The following is a 19,239-nucleotide window of genomic DNA, read 5'->3' on the forward strand; positions in this document are numbered from 1 at the left end:
CCGACCCGCAAAACACAGTGCACGCGCGAATGAGCTTAGCTATTAGATCGACCGTCCAGTATGAGAAAACTCTGTGATCGGGAGCCCGTCCCGCAGCCATTGACGCCGAGTGAAACTTGTTCTAATTTCGCGCCATGCTGAGCAGATATGAAGGACGCCGAGTAATCGTCACCGGAGCCGGTTCCGGTATCGGCCAGGGCATCGCCCTGCGCCTCCTCTCCGAAGGCGCGCAGCTGGTCGCCGCCGATGTCAACGACGCCGGGCTGACCGCCACCGTCGAAGCCGCTCCCGCCGACCAGCGGGACCGGCTGCACACCGTGCACCTGGACGTCTCCGATCCGGAATCGGTGCACACCGCCACCGCCGACGCCTTCGAAACCCTCGGCGGCCTCGATGTTCTGGTGAATGCCGCCGGCATCATGCGTGCCGGGCACACGCACGAAATGCCCGTGGAGGTCTGGAATCAGGTGCTCGCGGTGAACCTCACCGGCACCTTCCTGATGATCCAGTCCGCTATCCCCCAGCTCATCGAATCCGCGCACGGCGGCGTGATCGTGAACTTCTCCTCCACCGCGGCCTTCGGCTCCAACCCGTACATGGCCGCGTACGCCGCGTCCAAGGCCGGCGTCAACGCGCTGACCCACTCCATCGCCCTCGAATACGTGAAAAAGGGCCTGCGCGCGGTGAATATCGTGCCGGGCGGCATCAGCACCGGCATCACCTCCGGGCTCTCCCTCCCCGCCGACGCCGACTGGTCGCTCATGGCCCGCCTCCCCGGCTGGATCGACGGCGGCGCCCTGGGCAAGCCGGAAGACATCGCCGGCGTGGTGGCCATGGTCGCCTCCGACGACGGCCGCTACATGACTGGCACCGAGCTCCGCGTCGACGGCGGCGCACTGATGTAATCCCAAGCCGCACAGCCCGCGCCGCGCCAACACAGCCCGCGCCGCGCCGCACAGCCCGTGTCTGCACCGCACAGCCCGAACAGAGGTTGTGCGATATGGACATGGGCTGTGCGGGTGCTACAGGCGCTGTTCGGCGGACGGCAGGGCTGGAAGGCCCGGCTTGGCGTGAGGCGTTCGGGCTGAACAATTCTCGAGGCGCTAGCTGATGCCCAGGCGGCTGGTGCACGCGGGCCAGGCGCCCCAGCCCTGGCGGGCGCGGGTCACCTCGGCAATGGCGATCTGTTCTTCGCGGGTGGCCAGGTCGGCGCGGGGGGCGTAGCGGGTGCCGCCCTGGCGCTCCCAGGTGTTCTGGTCGAATTGCACGCCGCCGTAGAAACCGTTGCCGGTATTGATCGCCCAGTTGCCGGTGGATTCGCATTTGGCGAGGGCGTCCCAGGTGGCGCCGTCGCGGACGTCGGGGACCTCGGTGCCGGGTTTGGCGCCCTTGCGGATGGTCTTGGGCGCGGCGGGGACGATCACGGTGGAGTGGATCGGATCCCGGCCCGCCTCTTTGCCGTTCACGATGGACACCGCGAAGGTGACGTCCTGAGTGCCTGGCGTGCCCTGGTTTTCGACAATGGTCCGGCTCATATTGAGCGTGGGATCGTCGATGACGTTCTCCGGCGGGTCCAAAGGCACGCGCTCGGTGCGGTTTTCGACAACCTTGCGGGTGACCACGATTTTCATGCCGTCGGTCAGCGGGGTATCAGCGGCCGGGACGACAAAATCCTGATTGATGAGCGGGCGGCCCTGCACCTCGAGCAGCTGCCCGACGGTGGGCGCGGCCAGGCGCACCAGCGAGGCGGAGCTGCCGTTGTCGGCCAGCTCCACGGTGCGCGGATTGGTGATCAGCAATTGCGCGCCCACCAGCGGCAGCGGCGTCGGGCGCGAGGGCGAGGTGAAGACATCGCCGGGCAGCTTCAGCTGCACGATCGCCTGGGCGACGGTGAGCGCGGTGGTCCAGGCCTTGGACGGCGTGCCGTCGGTGATGAGCGAGACCTCACGGGCCCGGTTCAGCGTGATGGTGTCGCCGTCGTGGACTCGTGAACCGGCAGAAGGGGATACGTCATCGCGCGAGCTGATGTCGTACCCGGCGTCCTTGAGCACGCCGCGCACATTCAGGTACATGGTGCTGCGGCTGGTGGATTGGCCGTCGATCACGACCGTGACGACCTTCTTGTTCATGATGGCCAGGCCCGCACCGACTATGAGCGTGGCAAGCATCGCCGCGATGGCGCCGTACAGCAACGGCGAGCGCGACGAGTTGATCTTCGCCAAAGCGTTCACAGGAAATCCCGGCATGGTCACAGTACGATAACGAGGGGGTCAGCAATTGACAACCGATCCACCGGAACTGCGCGTATCAAAATTACGAACAGATATCGAGCCGCAGGTGAATCAAGATCACGCTGGATCATAGTGAGCCAAGCCACAGCGGCATAGCCGGGGCCACACTCAGATTCCGTACACCCGCCGGGCATTCGCGGTGGTGATCTTGGCCAGCGTCACCGGATCCTGTTCGCGCACCTCGGCCAGCGCGCGCAGCGTGTACGGCAGCATGTAGGACTCGTTCGGCGCACCCCGGAAGGGATGCGGGGTGAGGAACGGAGCGTCCGTTTCGACCAGAATGTGGGCATCTGGAACGAGTTTCGCGGCCTCCCGCAATTCATGGGCATTCTTGAAACTCACGGTTCCGGAGAAACTCAGCACGTACCCCTGATCCACGCAGGCCTGCGCCATGTTCGCATCGGAGGAGAAGCAGTGGAAGATCACGGTTTCCGGCGCGCCCTCGTCCAGCAGCACCGCCAGCAGATCGTGATCGGCCTCGCGATTGTGGATCATGAGCGGCTTGCGCAGCCGCTTGGCCAGGTCGATATGCCAGCGGAAACCCTCGACCTGCTCCTCGATATCGGCGCAGCCCTCCAGCTTTCCGGGCCAATAGTAATCGAGCCCGGTCTCACCGACGGCGACCACGCGCGGGTCGGCGGCCAGGCGCTCGAGCTCGGCCTTGGCCGCATCGTCGAGGGCGTTGGCGCGGGTCGGATGCAGGGCGACGGCCGCGTACACCCGCCGATCCCAGTGCGCGGCCCGCACGGCGAACTGCGCGGCGGCCAGATCGTCGGCCACCGTCACCACCTCGCGCACACCGACCGCTTCGGCGCGATCCATAATGGCCGCAACCGATTCCGCATCGGTCGCGCCGCACGCGTCCAGATGGGTGTGCGCGTCGATGAGGGGAGCCAGCGGCTCCGGCGGCTCGGGCGCGGGCCGGGTATTACGCATGGACGACACCTGCCACGGGGATATTCACGCGAGCGACTCGGGACACGCAGATTAGAGTAGACACACCATGAGTGCATCCGAACGCCCCGCCTTCTATGTCACCACGGCCATCGCCTACCCGAACGGCGCGCCGCACATCGGCCACGCCTACGAGTACATCTCCACCGATGCGCTGGCTCGCTTCAAGCGGCTCGACGGGTTCGATGTCTTCTTCATGACGGGCACCGACGAGCACGGCCAGAAGGTGCAGCAGGCCGCCAAGGCCGCCGGTGTTCCGGAGCACGAATACGCCTCCGGCAACTCCGATGTGTTCGAGCGCATGGACAAGGCCCTCGATATCTCGTTCGACCGGTTCATCCGGACCACCGACGAGGACCACCTCGCCGCGTCCGCCGCGATCTGGGAGCGGATGGTCGCCAATGGCGATATCTACCCGGATACCTACTCCGGCTGGTACTCGGTGCGCGACGAGGCGTTCTACACCGAGGAGGAGACCACCCTTCAGGCGGACGGCACCCGCATCTCCACCGATACCAAGACGCCGGTGGAGTGGACCGAGGAGTCGAACTACTTCTTCCGGCTGTCCAACTACCAGGACAGGCTGCTCGAACTGTACGAGACCAAGCCGGAATTCATCGCGCCCGCGACCCGGCGCAATGAGATCGTCTCGTATGTGAAGGCCGGTCTGAAGGATCTGTCGATCTCCCGCACCACCTTCGACTGGGGTGTTCCGGTGCCCAGCGATCCGGCGCACGTCATGTACGTGTGGGTGGACGCGCTGACCAACTACCTCACCGGTGCGGGCTTCCCGAATACCGATTCGGCCGCCTTCCAGAAGTTCTGGCCCGCCGATCTGCACATCATCGGCAAGGACATCACCCGCTTCCACACCGTGTACTGGCCGGCGTTCCTGATGTCGGCCGGAATCGAGCTGCCCAAGCGCGTTTTCGTGCACGGGTTCCTCTACAACAAGGGCGAGAAGATGTCGAAGTCGACCGGCAATGTGGTCGATCCGACGGAGCTCGTGGACACCTACGGGCTCGATGCCGTGCGGTTCTTCCTGCTGCGCGAGATCTCCTACGGGCAGGACGGCTCGTACAGCCACGAGGGCATCGTCAGCCGGATCAATACCGATCTGGCCAATGAGTACGGCAATCTGGCGCAGCGCACGCTGAAGATCTCCGCGCGTGATTTCGGCCCGGTGGTGCCGGCGCCCGGTGATTTCACCGATGAGGACAAGGCGCTGCTGGAGCTCGCGAACGGGCTGCTGGAGCGGGTGCGGGCCGAATTCGACCAGCAGCAGCTCCATTTGGGCCTGGAGGAGCTGTGGGTCGCACTGCGCGAGACCAACCGCTACTTCTCCGCGCAGGCGCCGTGGACCCTCGCCAAATCCGGCACGCCGGAGGATGTGGCCCGGGAGGCCACCATTCTCTACGTGACCATGGAGGTGCTGCGCATCGTGACGATCCTGGTGCAGCCGGTGATCCCGGCTTCCGCGGAGAAGATCCTGGATCTGCTCGGCCAGACCGGGCGCACCTTCGCCGATATCGCCATCCCGATCCAGCCGGGCACCGCCCTGCCGGAGCCGGAGGTCGTCTTCCCGAAGTACGTGGAGCCCAAGGTCTAGCCACTCTCGCCAATCAACCGACGGCCCTGAGCAATTCGCTCGGGGCCGTCGTTGCTGTGCACCGGATGTTCATCCACCCCACGGCCCGCGAATTCCGGTGCGACGGTTGCCGTTCATCGATGTCCGGTGTGAAACCCGCTGCCGCTCAGACAGTTTCAAACGGAAATACACGTAACTACAGGTTACATCTTTTGTTCCCGGCGGCAGAGGTGAAGTCCCTCACAGGCCCGAATGATAGGCCGATGCTCTCACCGGCGAAAACCTTTGCCGAACAAGATGTCTCAGACAATGCACGGGCGTCCGTCCGGTCGCAGCCGTGGTTACCGTCGAGTAGTCTCAGTTCGTCACCGATTCAGATTGCAATTCTTCGCACTTTCAGGAGTCCCTGTGTCGCATTCTCGATTCGAGTCGATAGGCGCCTACCTGCCATCGAAACGCGTCACCACCGAAGAGCTCGTCTCGCAATTGAAGGAGACCCCCGGGTTCGATCTCGAAAAAATTACGGGTGTTAAGGAAAGACGCTTCCGCGACACTACACCCGAAAACCACGAAGACTCGTTCATTCTCGCAATGAATGCCGCGCAGGACTGTTTGTCCAGGTCACAGTATGCGGCGTCCGATCTCGACGTGATCATCTCCACCTCGATCACGCGCAGTCGCGGCACGAAGATGTACATGCAGCCCTCCTTCGCCGGCACGCTTGCCCGGGATCTCGGAGCGCGCGCCGACACCATTTCTTTCGACCTTTCCAATGCCTGCGCCGGAATGATGACCGGCACCTACATTCTCGATCGAATGATTCGTTCGGGTGCGGTGAAGCGCGGCATGGTCGTGAGTGGTGAAGCAATTACACCGATCGCCGAAACCGCGGTCGAGGAGATCACCGAGAAATACGATCTGCAATTCGCATCGCTCACCGTCGGCGATTCGGGCGCGGCCGTCATCATCGATGAGGCGGTCGACGACAATGACAAGATCCACTACATCGAACTGACCACCGCGTCGGAGTTCTCGCACCTGTGCCTGGGCATGCCCAGTGAAAAATCCCAGGGCGTCTCGCTGTACACGGACAACCGCAAAATGCACAACGAATCGCGCTTCCTGCTCTGGACCGATACGCAGGGCAACTTCATGGCCGATCGCGGCACCACGTTCGAGGACGAGGGCTTCGACTACATCATCCACCACCAGTTCGGCGCCGGCGCGATTCCGTTCATGAACGCGATTGCCGCACGCGAGTTCGGCCACCCGATGCCGCCGGACCTGAATGTGATCGAGAAGTACGGAAACACTTCCACCACTTCACATTTCATCGTGCTGCACGATCAGCTGAGCCAGCAGAACATCGCATCCGGATCCAAGGTCCTGATGGTCCCCGCCGCCTCCGGCGTCGTCGGGGGATTCCTGTCCACCACGATTTCATCTCTGAAGGTCTGACATGGGCGTGCGTATCAAATCCACCGGAATCAGCCGGGCCGGAGACACTTTCAGCATTGTGGAGCTCAGCGGGGCCGCCGCGCGCCAGAGCATGGAGCGGGCCGGGGTGCGCCCCGACCAGGTCGGCGTGCTGATCAACGCGGGCATCTTCCGGGACTCGAATACGGTCGAACCGGCCGTCTCGGCGCTCATCCAGAAGGCCGCCGGCATCGGGCTCGACTATGTGAAGGAAGACCCGCGGTCGTTCTCCTTCGACCTGATGAACGCCGGTGTGGGCGTGCTCAATGCGGTGCAGGTGGCGCAGTCCATCCTCGCGACCGGCAGTGCCGAGCACGTGCTGATCGTCTCCGGCGACACCCACCCGTCCATGACGCGGGGTGCGGGCGATGACGAATTCCCTTACGCCACTTCGGGTGCCGCGCTCCTGCTGGAGAACACGGATGAGCCCGAGGGGTTCGGCCGGGTGCACACCGTCGCCGGCAGCGGCACTCCCGCCATCGAGTCCTATGTGGATCTCGACACCATGGGTACGCGCGGTCGCGGACTCATGACCGTCATCCGCGAACCCGATGCCGAGGACCGGCTGCTCGCCGTCGCCGCCGACGCGGCCCGGCTGGCGCTGTCGGAGGCCGAGCCGGAGCAGGCCACCACCGCCCTGATCGCGTCCACCCCGACCGGCGCCTTCCCGGAGCGGCTCGCGGCCGAACTGGGTATCGCACCGAACGCGGTCTTCGGACCCGATCTGTCCCAGGGTGATCCGCACACCGCGGCGCTGCCGCTGGCGTACGACGCGGCGCTCGCGGACAAGGCGCTCGACGGCTTCACCCATGTGCTGTTCGTCGCGGCCGGCGCGGGCCCCTCGGCCGCCGCCGTGCTCTACCGGCTCCCCGCCCCCGTCGGAGCCGCGGCGTGACGACCGCTACCTACTGGCAGGCCATCGACCGCTTCCGCGCGGTCGTGGCCGACCAGCCCGACCGGGAAGCGGTGATCTTCCCTGCCGGTACGGCGGCGACCGGCCTGCCGGAGTACCGCCACCTCACCTACCGCGAGCTCGACACCTGGTCCGACACCATCGGCGGCCATCTCGCCGCCGCGGGTGTCGGCCGCGGTACCCGCACCATCGTGCTGGTGCTGCCCAGCCCCGAGCTGTACGCGATCATGCTGGGGCTGTTGAAGATCGGCGCGGTCCCGGTGGTCATCGACCCCGGTATGGGCCTGCGCAAAATGCTCAACTGCCTGCGCGCCGCCGATGCCGAAGCCTTCATCGGCATCCCCCAGGCCCACGCCGCCCGCGTCCTGTTCAGCCGCTACTTCCGCGACGTCCGCGTCAAGATCACCGTCGGCCCCCGCTGGTTCTGGGGCGGCGACACCCTGCAGAGCTGGGGTACACCCTGCGGATCGGAAGCCACTGCGGCACAACTGAATACAGTCACTCCAGTATCGAGCGACAAGTCCGGCGCCACGCGTGATGTGCGGACCGCCGCTGTGGCCACCCAGAGCGCGGCCGCGACCGACGCACCCGGCGCGATCGTGGACCAGCACGACGCCGAAGCGGCTGCCGGCTCGGACAGCGAGGCCGATACGCCCGCGACCGCGGACGAGGCCCTCACGGCTACGGCGAGTGTGGACGGCGGACTCGGTACTCCGCATGCTCCGGACAATGTCGCAGACGGCGCGGCGGCGGCGCGAAACACCCTCGGCGGCAAGCCATCCCCTGCCGGGGCGATGAGCGTTCGACTGCACACGCTGCTCGAGTCGCTCGAGCAGAACGCGCCTGCCGGACGCGGGGGTGCGGCGATCGCCAAGGCTGCCGCGACCGCGGACCGCCTCAGCCCGGTGGTGGGTTCGCGTCTGCGCACCCTGCGCTCCACCGCAGTGGGCGCGCGCGCCCGCTGGGAGCGGCGGGCGACCGGGGCAGGCACTGTCGGCGCCGGCGCCCGGGACACCATCGCTCTCGGAACCGGTTCGCTCGCCGATCGGGTGCCCGCGCCCGATGGGGAGCTGCTGCTGATCGCGTTCACCACGGGCAGTACGGGTCCGGCCAAGGCGGTCGAGATGACGCACGGGAATCTTTCGGCGATGGTGGATCAGGTGGATGCGGCGCGGGGGCGGGTCGCACCGGATACGTCGCTGATCACGTTGCCGCTGGTGGGGATTCTGGACATGCTGCTCGGGGCGCGGTGTGTGCTGCCGCCCCTGGTGCCGAGTCAGGTCGGGTCGACCGATCCGGCGTATGTCGCCGATGCGATCAATCGGTTCGGGGTGCGGACCATGTTCGCCTCGCCCGCCGTCCTGATCCCGCTGCTGCGGTATCTGGAGAGTTCGAAGACGGAACTTCCTACGCTGCACAGCATTTACTCCGGTGGCGCGCCGGTGCCGGACTGGTGCATCGCCGGGCTGCGCGAGGTGCTGCCCGCGGACTCCGAGGTGCATGCCGGATACGGCTCCACCGAGGCGCTGCCCATGTCGACCATCGAATCGCGGGAACTGCTCGGCGGTTTGGTCGAGCGCGCCCATCGCGGTGAGGGCACCTGCATCGGCCGCCCGGCCGAGGGCGTCCGGGCGCGACTGGTCGCCATTACCGATGATCCGATCAAGCTCTGGTCCGATGCCGAGGCCCGGGAGGCCGAGCTGGTCGCGACCCGCGGTATCGGCGAGCTCGTGGTGGCCGGGCCGAATGTGAGCACCCGGTACTACTGGCCGCGCGAGGCCAATCGCGCGGGCAAGATCATCGACGGCGATACCGTGTGGCATCGCACCGGCGATCTGGCCTGGATCGACCAGGAGGGCCGAATCTGGTTCTGCGGTCGCAAGAGTCAGCGCGTGCACACCGCGGAGGGACCCATGTTCTCGGTGCAGGTGGAGCAGGTCTTCAATACGCTGCCCGGCGTCGTGCGCACCGCCCTGGTGGGCGTCGGACCGCGCGGCGCGCAACAGCCGGTGCTCTGTGTGGAGGCCGAGTCCGGCGCGGACACCGTGCTGCTGGCGGCGCAATTGCGCACGCGGGCCACCGAATTCGCGGTGACCGCGCCGGTATCGACCTTCCTGTTCCATCCGAAGTTTCCGGTCGATATCCGCCACAATGCCAAGATCGGCCGCGAGCAGCTGTCCCTCTGGGCGACCCAGCAGCTCGGAGAGGACAAGTGACATGCTGAAACCGGCTCTGCTGCGGGCCATTCCGATTCTCGGCTGGCTGTACCTGGCCGCCGGGCTGATTGCCGCGCTCACCGATCGCGCACCGGCCAACCGGCTGCTGCGCGCTGTCTGGTGGATCGATGTGTTCCTGAGCACGGTGGTGCACGCCGCGCAGATCCCGGCCGCACTGCGTGCGGCCGCAGGCACCGATCGATCCCCCGTGGAAACAGCCGTGCTGACCCAGATCTTCGGGGCCACATGGTGGAAGACTCAGGAGGCGGCCTGATGCCCGCAGCGAGCACCAATATGAAGGCGCTGGTCACCGGCGCATCCGGCTTCCTCGGCGGCGCGATCGTGCGCCGCCTGGTCCGCGACGGACAGTACGACGTGGTGGTCCTCGCGCGGGCCACCAGCAATCTGCGCGATCTCGGCGATGTCATCGACCAGGTGGAGGTCGTGACCGGCGACCTCACCGACGCGGCGTCTCTGGATTCGGCGACCAAGGGCATCGATGTGGTGTTCCACAGCGCCGCCCGGGTCGACGAGCGCGGCACCCGCGCCCAGTTCGTGGCCGAGAACCTCACGGCCACAGAACATCTGCTGAAGTCCGCCCGGCGCAACGGCGCCTCCCGCTTCGTCTTCATCTCCAGCCCCAGCGCGCTCATGGATCGCGACGGCGGCGACCAGATCGATATCGACGAATCGGTGCCGTATCCGAGCCGCTACCTGAATCTCTACTCCGAGACCAAGGCGGCCGCGGAACGCGCCGTGCTGGCGGCGAACGCACCAGGCTTCGCGACCTGCGCACTGCGGCCGCGCGCCATCTGGGGTGCGGGTGACCGGTCCGGGCCGATCGTGCGGCTGCTGAGCCGCGCGGCCGCGGGCAGCCTGCCGGATCTGTCCTTCGGCAAGGACGTCTACGCCTCGCTCTGCCACGTGGAGAATATCGCCGCGGCCTGCACCTGGGCGGCGGCGACCGAAAAGGCCGGCGGCAAGGCGTATTTCATCGCCGACGGCGAGCAGACGAATGTGTGGGGCTTCCTCGGCGAGGTCGCGACCGACCTCGGCTACGAGCCGCCCAGCCGGCAGCCCAATCCGCGGGTGCTGAACGCGGCGGTAGCCATCATCGACACCATCTGGCGTATTCCGGCCGTCGCCACGCGCTGGTCACCGCCGCTCTCGCGGTATGTGGTGGCCCTGATGACCCGGACGGCCACGTACGACACCGGCGCCGCCACCAGGGATTTCGGGTACCGGCCGGTCATGGATCGCGAGACCGGGCTCGCCACCTTCCTGGCCTGGCTCGAAACCCAGGGCGGCATTGTCGAATTGACCAGAGACCTGCGGTAATTCGCGGTCACCATGCAGGAGACGCACGTATGAGCACCTTCCGCCGCCCCATCTCCCCCACCGAGCTGATGTACTTCCCCATGCGGGAACTGGCTCCCCCGTTCCTCATGCAGCTGGCCATCGAGGGCACCGGCGGCCTGGACGCGGAGGAGCTGCGGCGTGCCGTCACCGTTGCGTCCGAGGCGAATCCGGGTGCGCGGCTGGTCCGCGAGGGTAAGCACTGGGTGGACAGCGGGCAGGCGCCCGCCGTGCGGGCGGTGCCTCATACGCTGGAATACCCTGCGCTGGAGGGTGATCCGGTACTGAACAGCCCGATCGGGCCGACCTCGGAGGCCACCGCCGAGGTACTGCTGCTCACCGCGGATCCGGTCACCGTGATCTTCCGGGTGTTCCACGGCGTCATGGACGGTATGGGCATGGTCATGTGGGCCACCGATGTGCTGCGGGTGCTGCGCGGGCAGGCGCCGATCGGTGCGGCCGACCCCATCGCCGACGAGGAACTGGTGCGCAAGGTCGGCGCGCCCGGCCGTCCCGCGCTCATGCTGCCGCGATGGCGCTCCGCGCTGGGCACCGGCCGGCAGGATGCGGGTCAACCGCGACACCTGTTGCGCCACCGCACCATCAATGCGACGGGCCCCGGCGCCATGGTGCGCGTCGCCGCCATCCTGGCCGATGAGGGCGGGCCGGTCTCGCGCATCATGATCCCCGTCGACCTGCGCCGCCACGATCCGGAACTGCGCTCCACCGGCAATCTGGCGCTGCCGCTGTTCCTGGATGCCAGTCCCGGCGTCGACTGGAAGCAGCTCAACGCGGACAAGAAGATCGGCCTGCAGGAACGCCGCGAACTCAACCAGATGGAAGCCGCGCGGCTGTCCAATGTGCCGCCCGCCGCCGGTAAGGTCCTGCTGCGCTCGCTCAACTGGGCGGGCGCCCGCCTGGGCCGGAACCTGGCCTCCGCCACCGTCTCCCATATGGGCCGCTACGACTTCGACGACATGGCCGTCCCCGGCTTCACCCCCACCTCGGTCCGCGTCCTTCCCCAGCACAGCGTCGCCATGCCGCTGCTGTTCGGCCTCACCGAAGGCGGCGGCCGCACCGAACTCACGGTCTCCGCCCGCAGCGGCCGCGGTATCCCCGCCCGCCTCGACGCCCTCCTGGACCGCATAGTCACCACCCTGGAAACCGAATTCGCCCCCTCGGACTCCACCGCATCATGATTACGGGGTGGGCGCGGGTGGTAGTGGCGCGGCCGAAAACCGTGCTGGTGGCGGCGGTGTTGTTCGCGCTGGCGTGCGGGCTGTTCGCCACCGGGCTGGCGAGCAAGGTCAGTGCGGCGGGGTACACCGATCCCGGGAGTGAATCCAGTGCGGTCGACGACTGGGTGAAAAAGGCTGTGGGGCCGCAGAATCCGGATGTGGTGGCGATCTACACCGCGCCGGAGGGGCAGACGCTGGCCGATATCGGACCGCAGGTGCAGGCGGCGGTGGCGAAGGTCGATCCCGCGCTGCTGGATCGGCCGGTCGAAACCTATTGGAACAGTCCGCGATCGCAGTATCTGCGCTCCGCCGATGGGCGCGAGGCGGTGGCTGTGGTGTTCGCCTCCGGCGACGAAAACCATCGCATCGCGGTGTATCCCCAGATCGCGGACGCGCTGCGGCTGCCGGGCCTGCAGACCGAGATGACCGGGTACAGCGCGCTCGCACAGGCCATCAGCGACCAGTCCCGGCACGATCTGATTGTCGCCGAATCGATTTCGATTCCACTGACCGCGCTGGTGCTGGTGCTCGTCTTCGGCGGCATCGTGGCGGCCTCACTGCCGGTGATCGTCGGTTCGCTCGCGGTGATCGGCGCGCTGGGCGCCGTCGGCATCATCGCCCAGTTCACCGAAGTCAGCGTGTTCGCGATGAATGTCGTCTCGCTGCTCGGGCTCGGATTGGCCATCGACTACGGGCTTTTCATCGTCGGGCGATTTCGCGAGGAGCTCGCGCAGGGCCGCTCCACGGAGGCGGCGGTCGCCCGCGCGCTCGATACCGCGGGCCGCACCGTGCTGTTCTCCGCGGTGCTGCTGATGTGCGCCTTCGCGGGCACCTTCGTCTTCCCGCAGGCGGTGCTGCGCTCCCTCGGATTCGGCGCCATCGCGGCGGTCGGCCTGGCGGCGCTGCTGTCGGTGACCGCGCTCCCCGCCGCACTCGCCCTGCTCGGTCCCCGCATCAGCAAATGGAGTTGGCGCGCAGACGCTTTCGAACGCTCCGAGGAACGCGCACACCGGTTCTGGGGCCGCGTGGTCACCGCGGTCATGCGCCGCCCCGGCGCGGTCGCCATTGCGGTCGGCGCCCTGCTGCTGGTGCTGGCGTCCCCGCTGACCGGCGTCCGGCTCGGCGATATCGACCACACCGCACTGCCCGCGGGCAATGAAACCCGCACGGCCGTAGAGGAATTATCGGCCCGCTTCCCCGCCGCGAACAGCGGTGCGACCGTGCTCGTGCGCGAATCCGACGGCAGCGCACCGACTCCCGCCGCCATCGGCACCGCCTTGCGTGAGCTGGGCGCGGTCCAGGGCGTCAAACAGGCGCTGCATCTGGAGACCCGCGACAGTGTCGCCATCATTCACGCGGTGCTGGTCGCGCCCGACCGCTCACCGGATGCGCAGGAGACCGTGCACCGCCTGCGCGACATACAGCTCGACGGCCTTTCTCTCCAGGTCGGCGGCGAAAGTGCCGCCACGGCAGACAGTGTCACGGCGGTGCTGTCCAATCTCCCGCTGATGATCACCGTCATGGTGCTCGCCACCCTGCTCATGCTCGGCCTCGCATTCCGGTCCGTGGTGCTGCCGGTCAAAGCGGTGCTCATGGCCTTCCTCAGCCTGGCCGCCACCTTCGGCATACTCACCTGGATCTTCGACAAGGGTCATCTGGCGGGCATTCTGGGGGTGAGCGTCGGCCCGGTATCGGCCAGCATGATGGTCCTGATCATCGCCGTGGTCTTCGGCCTCTCCACCGACTACGAGGTCTTCCTGCTCTCCCGCATGGTGGAAGCCCATGAGGCCGGAGCCGATACCGAGGAATCGGTCCGCACCGGCACGGTCCAGACGGCCCGCGTAATCACCGCGGCCGCAGCCCTTCTCGTCCTCATCACCGGAGCCTTCACCCTCTCCCCGCTCACCCCGATGCGCTTCCTCGGACTCGGCATGGTGATCGCCCTGATCATCGACGCCACCCTGGTCCGCATGCTCCTGGTCCCGGCTCTCGTCAAACTCATGGGCCCCGCCAACTGGTGGACACCCCTGCGCAGCAGAGTAAAACCGCTGCCGCACAACGAAATCGACGCCGAGAGCGCTCTCCCGCAAGAATCCAGGAGCGGGTAAACCCACCGGTTGGGCTCACAGACCGGGATGACGGGGTTGGGCTCGGAGATCAGCGGTACGTCAGTCGGCGGTGCGGGAGGAGAGGACCGCGTCGTAGAGTTCGCGGCGGGAGGCGCCGGTGGCCGCGGAGACCTCGGCGCAGGCGTCCTTGAGGCGCAGGCCGCCGGAGATGAGAGCCTCGACCTGGCTCACCAGATCGGCGGGTTCCTCCGAAACCGGTTGCGCGCCTTCGAGAACCACGGTGATCTCACCCCGCGCCCCGTCGGCGGCCCAGGCGGCCAGCTCGGCCAGGGTGCCGCGCCGAACCTCCTCGTAGGTCTTGGTGAGTTCGCGGCAGACGGCGGCGCGCCGGGTGGGCCCGAGAATCTCGACCGCATCGGCCAGGCAATCGCCCAGGCGGTGCGGGGCCTCGAAGAAGGCGACCGCGCGCTGTTCCGAGGCCAGCGTCCGGAACCACTCCTTGCGCTGACCGGATTTACGCGGGGCGAAACCGTCGAAGCAGAAGCGCTCGACCGGGAGACCGGACAGGGCCAGCGCGGTGGTGACCGCCGAGGGACCGGGCAGGCAGGTGATGGGGAGACCGCGCTCCACACAGGCGGCGACCATGGTGTACCCCGGATCGCTGACCGAGGGCATGCCCGCATCGGTGACCAGCAGCACGGTGCGACCGGCCCCGATCTCGTCCAGCAGCATGGGAATCCGGGCCGTCTCGACATGATCGTAGAAACTCACCACGCGCCCGGTGATCTCCACCTCGAGCGCCTTGGCGAGCGAGCGGGTGCGGCGGGTGTCCTCGGCGGCGACGATATCCGCCGAGCCCAGCGCATCCCGCAGTCGCTGCGACGCGTCGCCGATATCGCCCATCGGTGTCGCCGCGAGCACCAGACGTCCGGCCGCGATCGGCTCGCCGCTCATTGCACTCCTGTTCGTAGATGGACTACATCGCCCCCGACAGTGTTGTCCTCGAGAACCCGGCCGCATCGTGCTGCGGCTGCCGCGGACGCATGCCGCGATCCGGACCGTGCCAGCATACGGGCGCAGTCACCGGGCCCCGCCGGACCGATCGACCGCCGCCGCGGTAGCCCCGGTCGGGAACACGAGCGCTGCTGCCCCGATCGTCCGGCGCCGCCGCCGACAACACGCCAGCCGGAACGGCCACGAGGTGGGCAGACGACACGTAGCGCGAGGTGGGGCGGCAGGGCCCGGGCGATGCGGCGCTTCCCGGGGCGCGACCTCGGGCCGCTTACCGCCTAACATCAACGGCGTGACCCAGGTGACCGACGCGCGACCGCCAGCTACGGAGGCGGGGGTGGCGCTGTCCAGCCCGGCGCCACTGCGACCCTCACCGGATTTCGGGCCTACCGACCGGGCGCGCGGATGGGTGGTCACGCTCTTCCTCACCGCCGTGGCCGGACTCACCCGCTTCATCCAGCTCGGATATCCGACCGACGGCAAGACGCCCGTCTTCGACGAGAAGCATTACGCGCCGCAGGCCTGGCAGATCCTCACCGGCGGCGGCGTCGAGGACAATCCGGGCTACGGGCTGGTGGTGCACCCGCCGATCGGCAAGGACATGATCGCCCTGGGCGAGGCCCTCTTCGGCTATACCGGCTGGGGCTGGCGCTTCTCGGCCGCGGTCTGCGGAACCCTGCTGGTGTTCCTGGTGATTCGCATAACCCGGCGTATGACCCGATCCACGCTCATCGGCGCGTTCGCCGGCATTCTGCTCATTGCCGACGGCGTCAGCTTCGTCTCCTCGCGGCTCGGAATGCTCGATATCTTCCAGGCGATCTTCGTGCTCGGCGCCTTCGGCTGCCTGATCGTGGACCGCGATGAGATGCGGGCCCGCATCGCCCTGGTCTATGCCGAGGGACGCATCGACGACAGCGAGTACGGCCCGCGCTTCGGCGTGCGCTGGTGGCGCTTCGGCGCGGGCCTGCTGCTCGGCCTGGCCTGCGGAACCAAATGGTCCGGAATGTATTTCGTGGCCGCCTTCGCCGCCATGAGCCTCGCCTTCGATCTGGCCGCCCGCCGCGGCTACCGGGTGCGGCGACCGTGGGCCGGCACCGCGGTCCGCGATCTCGGGCCCGCGTTCTGGTCGCTCACGGTGGTGCCGTTCCTGGTCTACATGGGCACCTTCTGGGCCTGGTTCGCCAATGAGACCAGCTACGACCGATACGCGGTGGGCATACACGTGGGTCGCGGCGGCGCCTTCGACTGGGTGCCGACCGCACTGCGCTCGCTCTGGTACTACGGCGGCGAGGTGCTGACCTTCCACGAGGGCCTCACCAATTCCGCGGGCAATCACCATCCCTGGGAATCGAAGCCGTGGACCTGGCCGATGGGACTGCGGCCCATGCTCTACTACTACGCCGACAGCGGGGTGGGCGGCTGCGGGCAGGCGGTGTGCGTGAAGGCCGTCATGCTGATCGGCACACCCGCGCTCTGGTGGGTGGCCTTCCCCATGCTGGGCTGGGCGGTGTGGCGCAGCTTCGTGCGGCGCGACTGGCGGTACGCGGCCATGCTGGTCGGCTACTGCGCCGGACTGCTGCCGTGGTTCCTGCAGCTGGACCGGCAGATGTACTTCTTCTACGCCGTCCCGATGGCGCCCTTCCTGGCCATGGGTGTCGCGCTGGTGCTCGGTGATGTCCTCGGCCACGCCCCACCGAGCGGGCGGCGACTATCGGGCGCGCCGGGCTGGCAGCAGTTCGCGCCGCAGAGCGAACGGCAGGGGCTCGGGCTTCTGCTGGTCTGCCTGTACGTAGCGCTGGTCATCGCCAATTTCATCTGGCTCTGGCCGATTCTCACGGGCATGCCCATCACCACGGGCAGCTGGCACGACCACCTGTGGTTACCCAGCTGGCGCTGAGCCGATCAGTGCCGGATCTCGCCCAGCGCCGCACGTAGATAACGCACCGCCGCTTCGTCATCCAGCCCGAGCCGCCGGATCACCGCCACGTATTCGGTGGCGGCGCGACCGGCCACATCCCGGGTCGGATCACCCGACGAGGCGATGAAAGAGCCCAGGCGGCCGCGGGTTTCGAGCACACCGTCCTGTTCGAGCTCGCGGTAGGCGCGCGCCACCGTATTGGGCGCGAGCGTCAGCTGCGCCGCGAGCGCGCGCACCGTGGGGATCTTGGTCCCGGCGGCGAGCTCCCCGGACCGCACCCGGGCAACGATGCCCTGGCGCAGCTGTTCGTACGGCGGCACCGTCGAATGGTGGTCAACCGGGATGTCGAGCATGGTTTTTCACACCTCGTCACGCGACAGCGGGCAGGACAGACAGCGCGGACCGCCTCGGCCGGAACCCAATTCGGAACCCGGAATGGCCAATACCTCGATACCGGCGTCGGCGAGCCGCGCATTGGTCATCTCATTGCGTTCGTAGGCGACGACCACGCCCGGCGCGAGGGCCAGCGTGTTGTTGCCGTCGTCCCACTGTTCCCGTTCGGCGGCAACACCATCCAGGCCGGTATCGATGACCCGCAGCTCACCGATGCCCATGGCCTTCGCCGCGGCCGGCAGGAAGGGGTCCGGTCCCAGCATATGCACCGTCCCGTCCACCTCCTTGCGAATGGTGAACGCGCACAGGGAATCCTGCAGATTCGGGTACATGACCATGGCATCGGTGTCGACCATGGTGCAGACCGTGTCCAGATGCATGGTGGCGCGGGTCTGCGCGATCGGCACCGCCAGCACGGTATGCGCGAGATCGTCCTCGAAGAGACTGCGCGCCAAGGCTTCCGCACCGGCGGGCGTGGTGCGCTCCCCCACCCCGACCGCCACCACGCCCTTGGCCAGCAGCAGCACATCGCCGCCCTCGATGGGCGCGGTATGCGATTCGTAGGCCCGCCGCACCCCCAGGAAACGCGGATGGAAGGCGTAGATGAGATCGGTCAGCGAGGTCTCCCGCGCCCGCGCGGGCAGCGCGAGCGAGGTGATGGCCACCCGCGGACCCACCCAGAATGACGAGTCCCTGGTGAAGAGCAGATTCGGCAGCGGGTCGATGACAAAATCGTGCCCGTGGTGCATGCGCACCACCAGCGAGGTGTGATCGGGCCCGAAGGGCAGCTCGTCGAAGGTCATGCCCGCCATGAGCAGCTGCGCCAGGTCCGGCGCGGGCACCGTGCGCAGGTAGGCGGCCAGCTCGTCGGCGAGCGCATGCCCGAGCCGCCGCGCGTCCACCGCACCGGAGATGCCCTGTATCCGGGCCGCCCCGCTGACCGCGATGGTCTCGGTGAGCAGATCGGCCAGCAGCAGTACCTCGACCCCGCGCTCGCGCAACACCCCGGCGAAGATGTCGTGCTCCTGCTGCGCCCGTTCCACCCACGGAATGGCGTCGAAGAGCAACTGATCATTGTTGCGAGGGGTGAGCCGGCGCAGTTCGTCACCCGGCCGGTGCAGCAGCACCGTGCGCAGTGCGCCGACTTCCGAGGTCACGGAAAACGGTCGCGCCGTGGGCGCAGCCTTTGTTCCCATATCCTGACGGTAGTTCCCCGCGGCACAGAAGGCATGCAATTCGCGCGCGGGAAAAACCTCGACTAACCTTCAGGTATGCAAACCGCGTCATGGCAGGCGAAGGAATTGACGCCGGGCCAGCTGGCACAACGCGCCGGAGTTACGGTGTCCGCCTTGCATTTCTACGAACGTGAGGGCTTGATCACAGCCCGCCGAACCAGCGGCAACCAACGCCGCTACCCCCGGGAAACCCTGCGCCGGGTGGCCTTCATCCGCATCTCACAGCGTGTCGGAATTCCGCTCGGTGAAATCCGCCAGGCCCTCGACAATCTGCCCGACGGCCGCAACCCCACGCGGCGCGACTGGGAGGCGCTGTCGACGGCGTGGCGGTCCGATCTCGACGAGCGCATCGAACAGCTGATTCGCCTGCGCGACAGCCTCACCGGCTGCATCGGCTGCGGCTGCCTGTCCCTGGGAACCTGCAAGATCGTCAATGCCCACGACCACCTCGGCGACGAGGGTCCGGGCGCGCGCGTGCTGGACGTGCACGCGGGCGAATCCTGCGGCAAGCACGAGAGTGCCGACCATGCGGGCTGCGAACTGCCGCTGGCGGAAACTTCCTGAGCCGGACCCGGGGCGCT

Annotated in this window: 16 protein-coding genes; 11 read left to right on the forward strand and 5 right to left on the reverse strand. The window is 67.5% G+C overall.

What is annotated here, in order from left to right:
* Positions 1-137 precede the first annotated feature (137 nt).
* Positions 138-905, forward strand: a complete 768-nt coding sequence (locus OG326_RS39255) for an SDR family NAD(P)-dependent oxidoreductase (protein ID WP_327146732.1) — start codon at positions 138-140, stop codon at positions 903-905.
* Positions 906-1,103: 198 nt separating this feature from the next.
* Here the strand turns inward: OG326_RS39255 and OG326_RS39260 are convergent, their stop codons facing one another.
* Entirely contained in the window at positions 1,104-2,231 is a 1,128-nt protein-coding gene (locus tag OG326_RS39260; RefSeq protein ID WP_327146733.1) for a transglycosylase family protein, read from the reverse strand.
* Between the two features lie 168 nt (positions 2,232-2,399).
* Positions 2,400-3,227 carry a TatD family hydrolase gene (locus OG326_RS39265; RefSeq protein ID WP_327142155.1) on the reverse strand — a complete coding sequence of 276 codons (828 nt, stop codon included), beginning with the start codon at positions 3,225-3,227 and terminating at the stop codon, positions 2,400-2,402.
* 67 nt (positions 3,228-3,294) lie between these two features.
* Here OG326_RS39265 and metG point away from each other — a divergent pair, with 67 nt between their 5' ends.
* The 8 genes from metG to OG326_RS39305 all read left to right on the forward strand — a co-directional run bounded on the left by metG (position 3,295) and on the right by OG326_RS39305 (position 14,140).
* Positions 3,295-4,854, forward strand: coding sequence for a methionine--tRNA ligase (gene metG, locus OG326_RS39270; RefSeq protein WP_327142156.1), 1,560 nt, complete (start codon positions 3,295-3,297; stop codon positions 4,852-4,854).
* Positions 4,855-5,241: 387 nt separating this feature from the next.
* Positions 5,242-6,291, forward strand: coding sequence for a 3-oxoacyl-ACP synthase III family protein (locus OG326_RS39275; RefSeq protein ID WP_327146734.1), 1,050 nt, complete (start codon positions 5,242-5,244; stop codon positions 6,289-6,291).
* A 1-nt stretch (position 6,292) separates the two neighbouring features.
* Positions 6,293-7,204, forward strand: a complete 912-nt coding sequence (locus tag OG326_RS39280; RefSeq protein ID WP_327142157.1) for a hypothetical protein — start codon at positions 6,293-6,295, stop codon at positions 7,202-7,204.
* Positions 7,201-9,438: an AMP-binding protein gene (locus OG326_RS39285; RefSeq protein ID WP_327142158.1), complete on the forward strand. Its 2,238-nt coding sequence runs from the start codon at positions 7,201-7,203 to the stop codon at positions 9,436-9,438. Before OG326_RS39280 ends, OG326_RS39285 begins: the two co-directional genes overlap by 4 nt.
* A 1-nt stretch (position 9,439) precedes the next feature.
* On the forward strand, positions 9,440-9,712 hold the full coding sequence (locus OG326_RS39290; protein ID WP_327142159.1) for a hypothetical protein: 273 nt from the start codon (positions 9,440-9,442) through the stop codon (positions 9,710-9,712).
* The gene (locus OG326_RS39295) at positions 9,712-10,776 is read left to right on the forward strand and encodes an NAD-dependent epimerase/dehydratase family protein (protein WP_327142160.1); all 1,065 of its coding nucleotides are present in this window, start codon (positions 9,712-9,714) and stop codon (positions 10,774-10,776) included. Before OG326_RS39290 ends, OG326_RS39295 begins: the two co-directional genes overlap by 1 nt.
* A 29-nt stretch (positions 10,777-10,805) precedes the next feature.
* Positions 10,806-11,993: a peptide synthetase gene (locus OG326_RS39300; protein WP_327142161.1), complete on the forward strand. Its 1,188-nt coding sequence runs from the start codon at positions 10,806-10,808 to the stop codon at positions 11,991-11,993.
* The gene (locus OG326_RS39305; RefSeq protein WP_442791096.1) at positions 11,993-14,140 is read left to right on the forward strand and encodes an MMPL family transporter; all 2,148 of its coding nucleotides are present in this window, start codon (positions 11,993-11,995) and stop codon (positions 14,138-14,140) included. Before OG326_RS39300 ends, OG326_RS39305 begins: the two co-directional genes overlap by 1 nt.
* A 60-nt stretch (positions 14,141-14,200) precedes the next feature.
* Here OG326_RS39305 and rsmI read toward each other — a convergent pair whose 3' ends face one another.
* Complete coding sequence (gene rsmI, locus OG326_RS39310) at positions 14,201-15,055, reverse strand: 16S rRNA (cytidine(1402)-2'-O)-methyltransferase (protein ID WP_327142163.1); 855 nt, start codon at positions 15,053-15,055, stop codon at positions 14,201-14,203.
* A gap of 349 nt (positions 15,056-15,404) precedes the next feature.
* Between rsmI and OG326_RS39315 the strand changes: the two genes are divergently transcribed.
* A complete protein-coding gene (locus OG326_RS39315; protein ID WP_327142164.1) occupies positions 15,405-17,009 on the forward strand; it encodes a dolichyl-phosphate-mannose--protein mannosyltransferase in 1,605 nt (534 codons plus the stop codon).
* Positions 17,010-17,014: 5 nt separating this feature from the next.
* On the opposite strand, the gene OG326_RS39320 is transcribed toward OG326_RS39315, so the two are convergent.
* Together OG326_RS39320 and arcA are read right to left on the reverse strand one after the other, a co-directional pair.
* Positions 17,015-17,383: a GntR family transcriptional regulator gene (locus OG326_RS39320; RefSeq protein WP_327142165.1), complete on the reverse strand. Its 369-nt coding sequence runs from the start codon at positions 17,381-17,383 to the stop codon at positions 17,015-17,017.
* A gap of 6 nt (positions 17,384-17,389) precedes the next feature.
* Positions 17,390-18,619, reverse strand: a complete 1,230-nt coding sequence (gene arcA, locus OG326_RS39325) for an arginine deiminase (RefSeq protein ID WP_327142166.1) — start codon at positions 18,617-18,619, stop codon at positions 17,390-17,392.
* A 75-nt stretch (positions 18,620-18,694) separates the two neighbouring features.
* On the opposite strand from arcA, the gene soxR reads away from it, so the two are divergent.
* Positions 18,695-19,222: a redox-sensitive transcriptional activator SoxR gene (gene soxR / locus OG326_RS39330; protein WP_327142167.1), complete on the forward strand. Its 528-nt coding sequence runs from the start codon at positions 18,695-18,697 to the stop codon at positions 19,220-19,222.
* Positions 19,223-19,239 lie beyond the last annotated feature (17 nt).

The sequence above is a fragment of the Nocardia sp. NBC_01327 genome (genome assembly GCF_035958815.1).
In the GTDB taxonomy this organism is placed as follows: Bacteria; Actinomycetota; Actinomycetes; order Mycobacteriales; family Mycobacteriaceae; genus Nocardia.

Excerpts from the sequence above, each read along its gene's own strand:
- OG326_RS39265 (WP_327142155.1), bottom strand. The coding sequence starts at position 3,227 with ATGCGTAATACCCGGCCCGCGCCCGAGCCGCCGGAGCCGCTGGCTCCC.
- metG (WP_327142156.1), top strand. The coding sequence starts at position 3,295 with ATGAGTGCATCCGAACGCCCCGCCTTCTATGTCACCACGGCCATCGCC.
- OG326_RS39280 (WP_327142157.1), top strand. The coding sequence starts at position 6,293 with ATGGGCGTGCGTATCAAATCCACCGGAATCAGCCGGGCCGGAGACACT.
- OG326_RS39290 (WP_327142159.1), top strand. The coding sequence starts at position 9,440 with ATGCTGAAACCGGCTCTGCTGCGGGCCATTCCGATTCTCGGCTGGCTG.
- OG326_RS39295 (WP_327142160.1), top strand. The coding sequence starts at position 9,712 with ATGCCCGCAGCGAGCACCAATATGAAGGCGCTGGTCACCGGCGCATCC.
- OG326_RS39300 (WP_327142161.1), top strand. The coding sequence starts at position 10,806 with ATGAGCACCTTCCGCCGCCCCATCTCCCCCACCGAGCTGATGTACTTC.
- rsmI (WP_327142163.1), bottom strand. The coding sequence starts at position 15,055 with ATGAGCGGCGAGCCGATCGCGGCCGGACGTCTGGTGCTCGCGGCGACA.
- OG326_RS39320 (WP_327142165.1), bottom strand. The coding sequence starts at position 17,383 with ATGCTCGACATCCCGGTTGACCACCATTCGACGGTGCCGCCGTACGAA.
- arcA (WP_327142166.1), bottom strand. The coding sequence starts at position 18,619 with ATGGGAACAAAGGCTGCGCCCACGGCGCGACCGTTTTCCGTGACCTCG.
- soxR (WP_327142167.1), top strand. The coding sequence starts at position 18,695 with ATGCAAACCGCGTCATGGCAGGCGAAGGAATTGACGCCGGGCCAGCTG.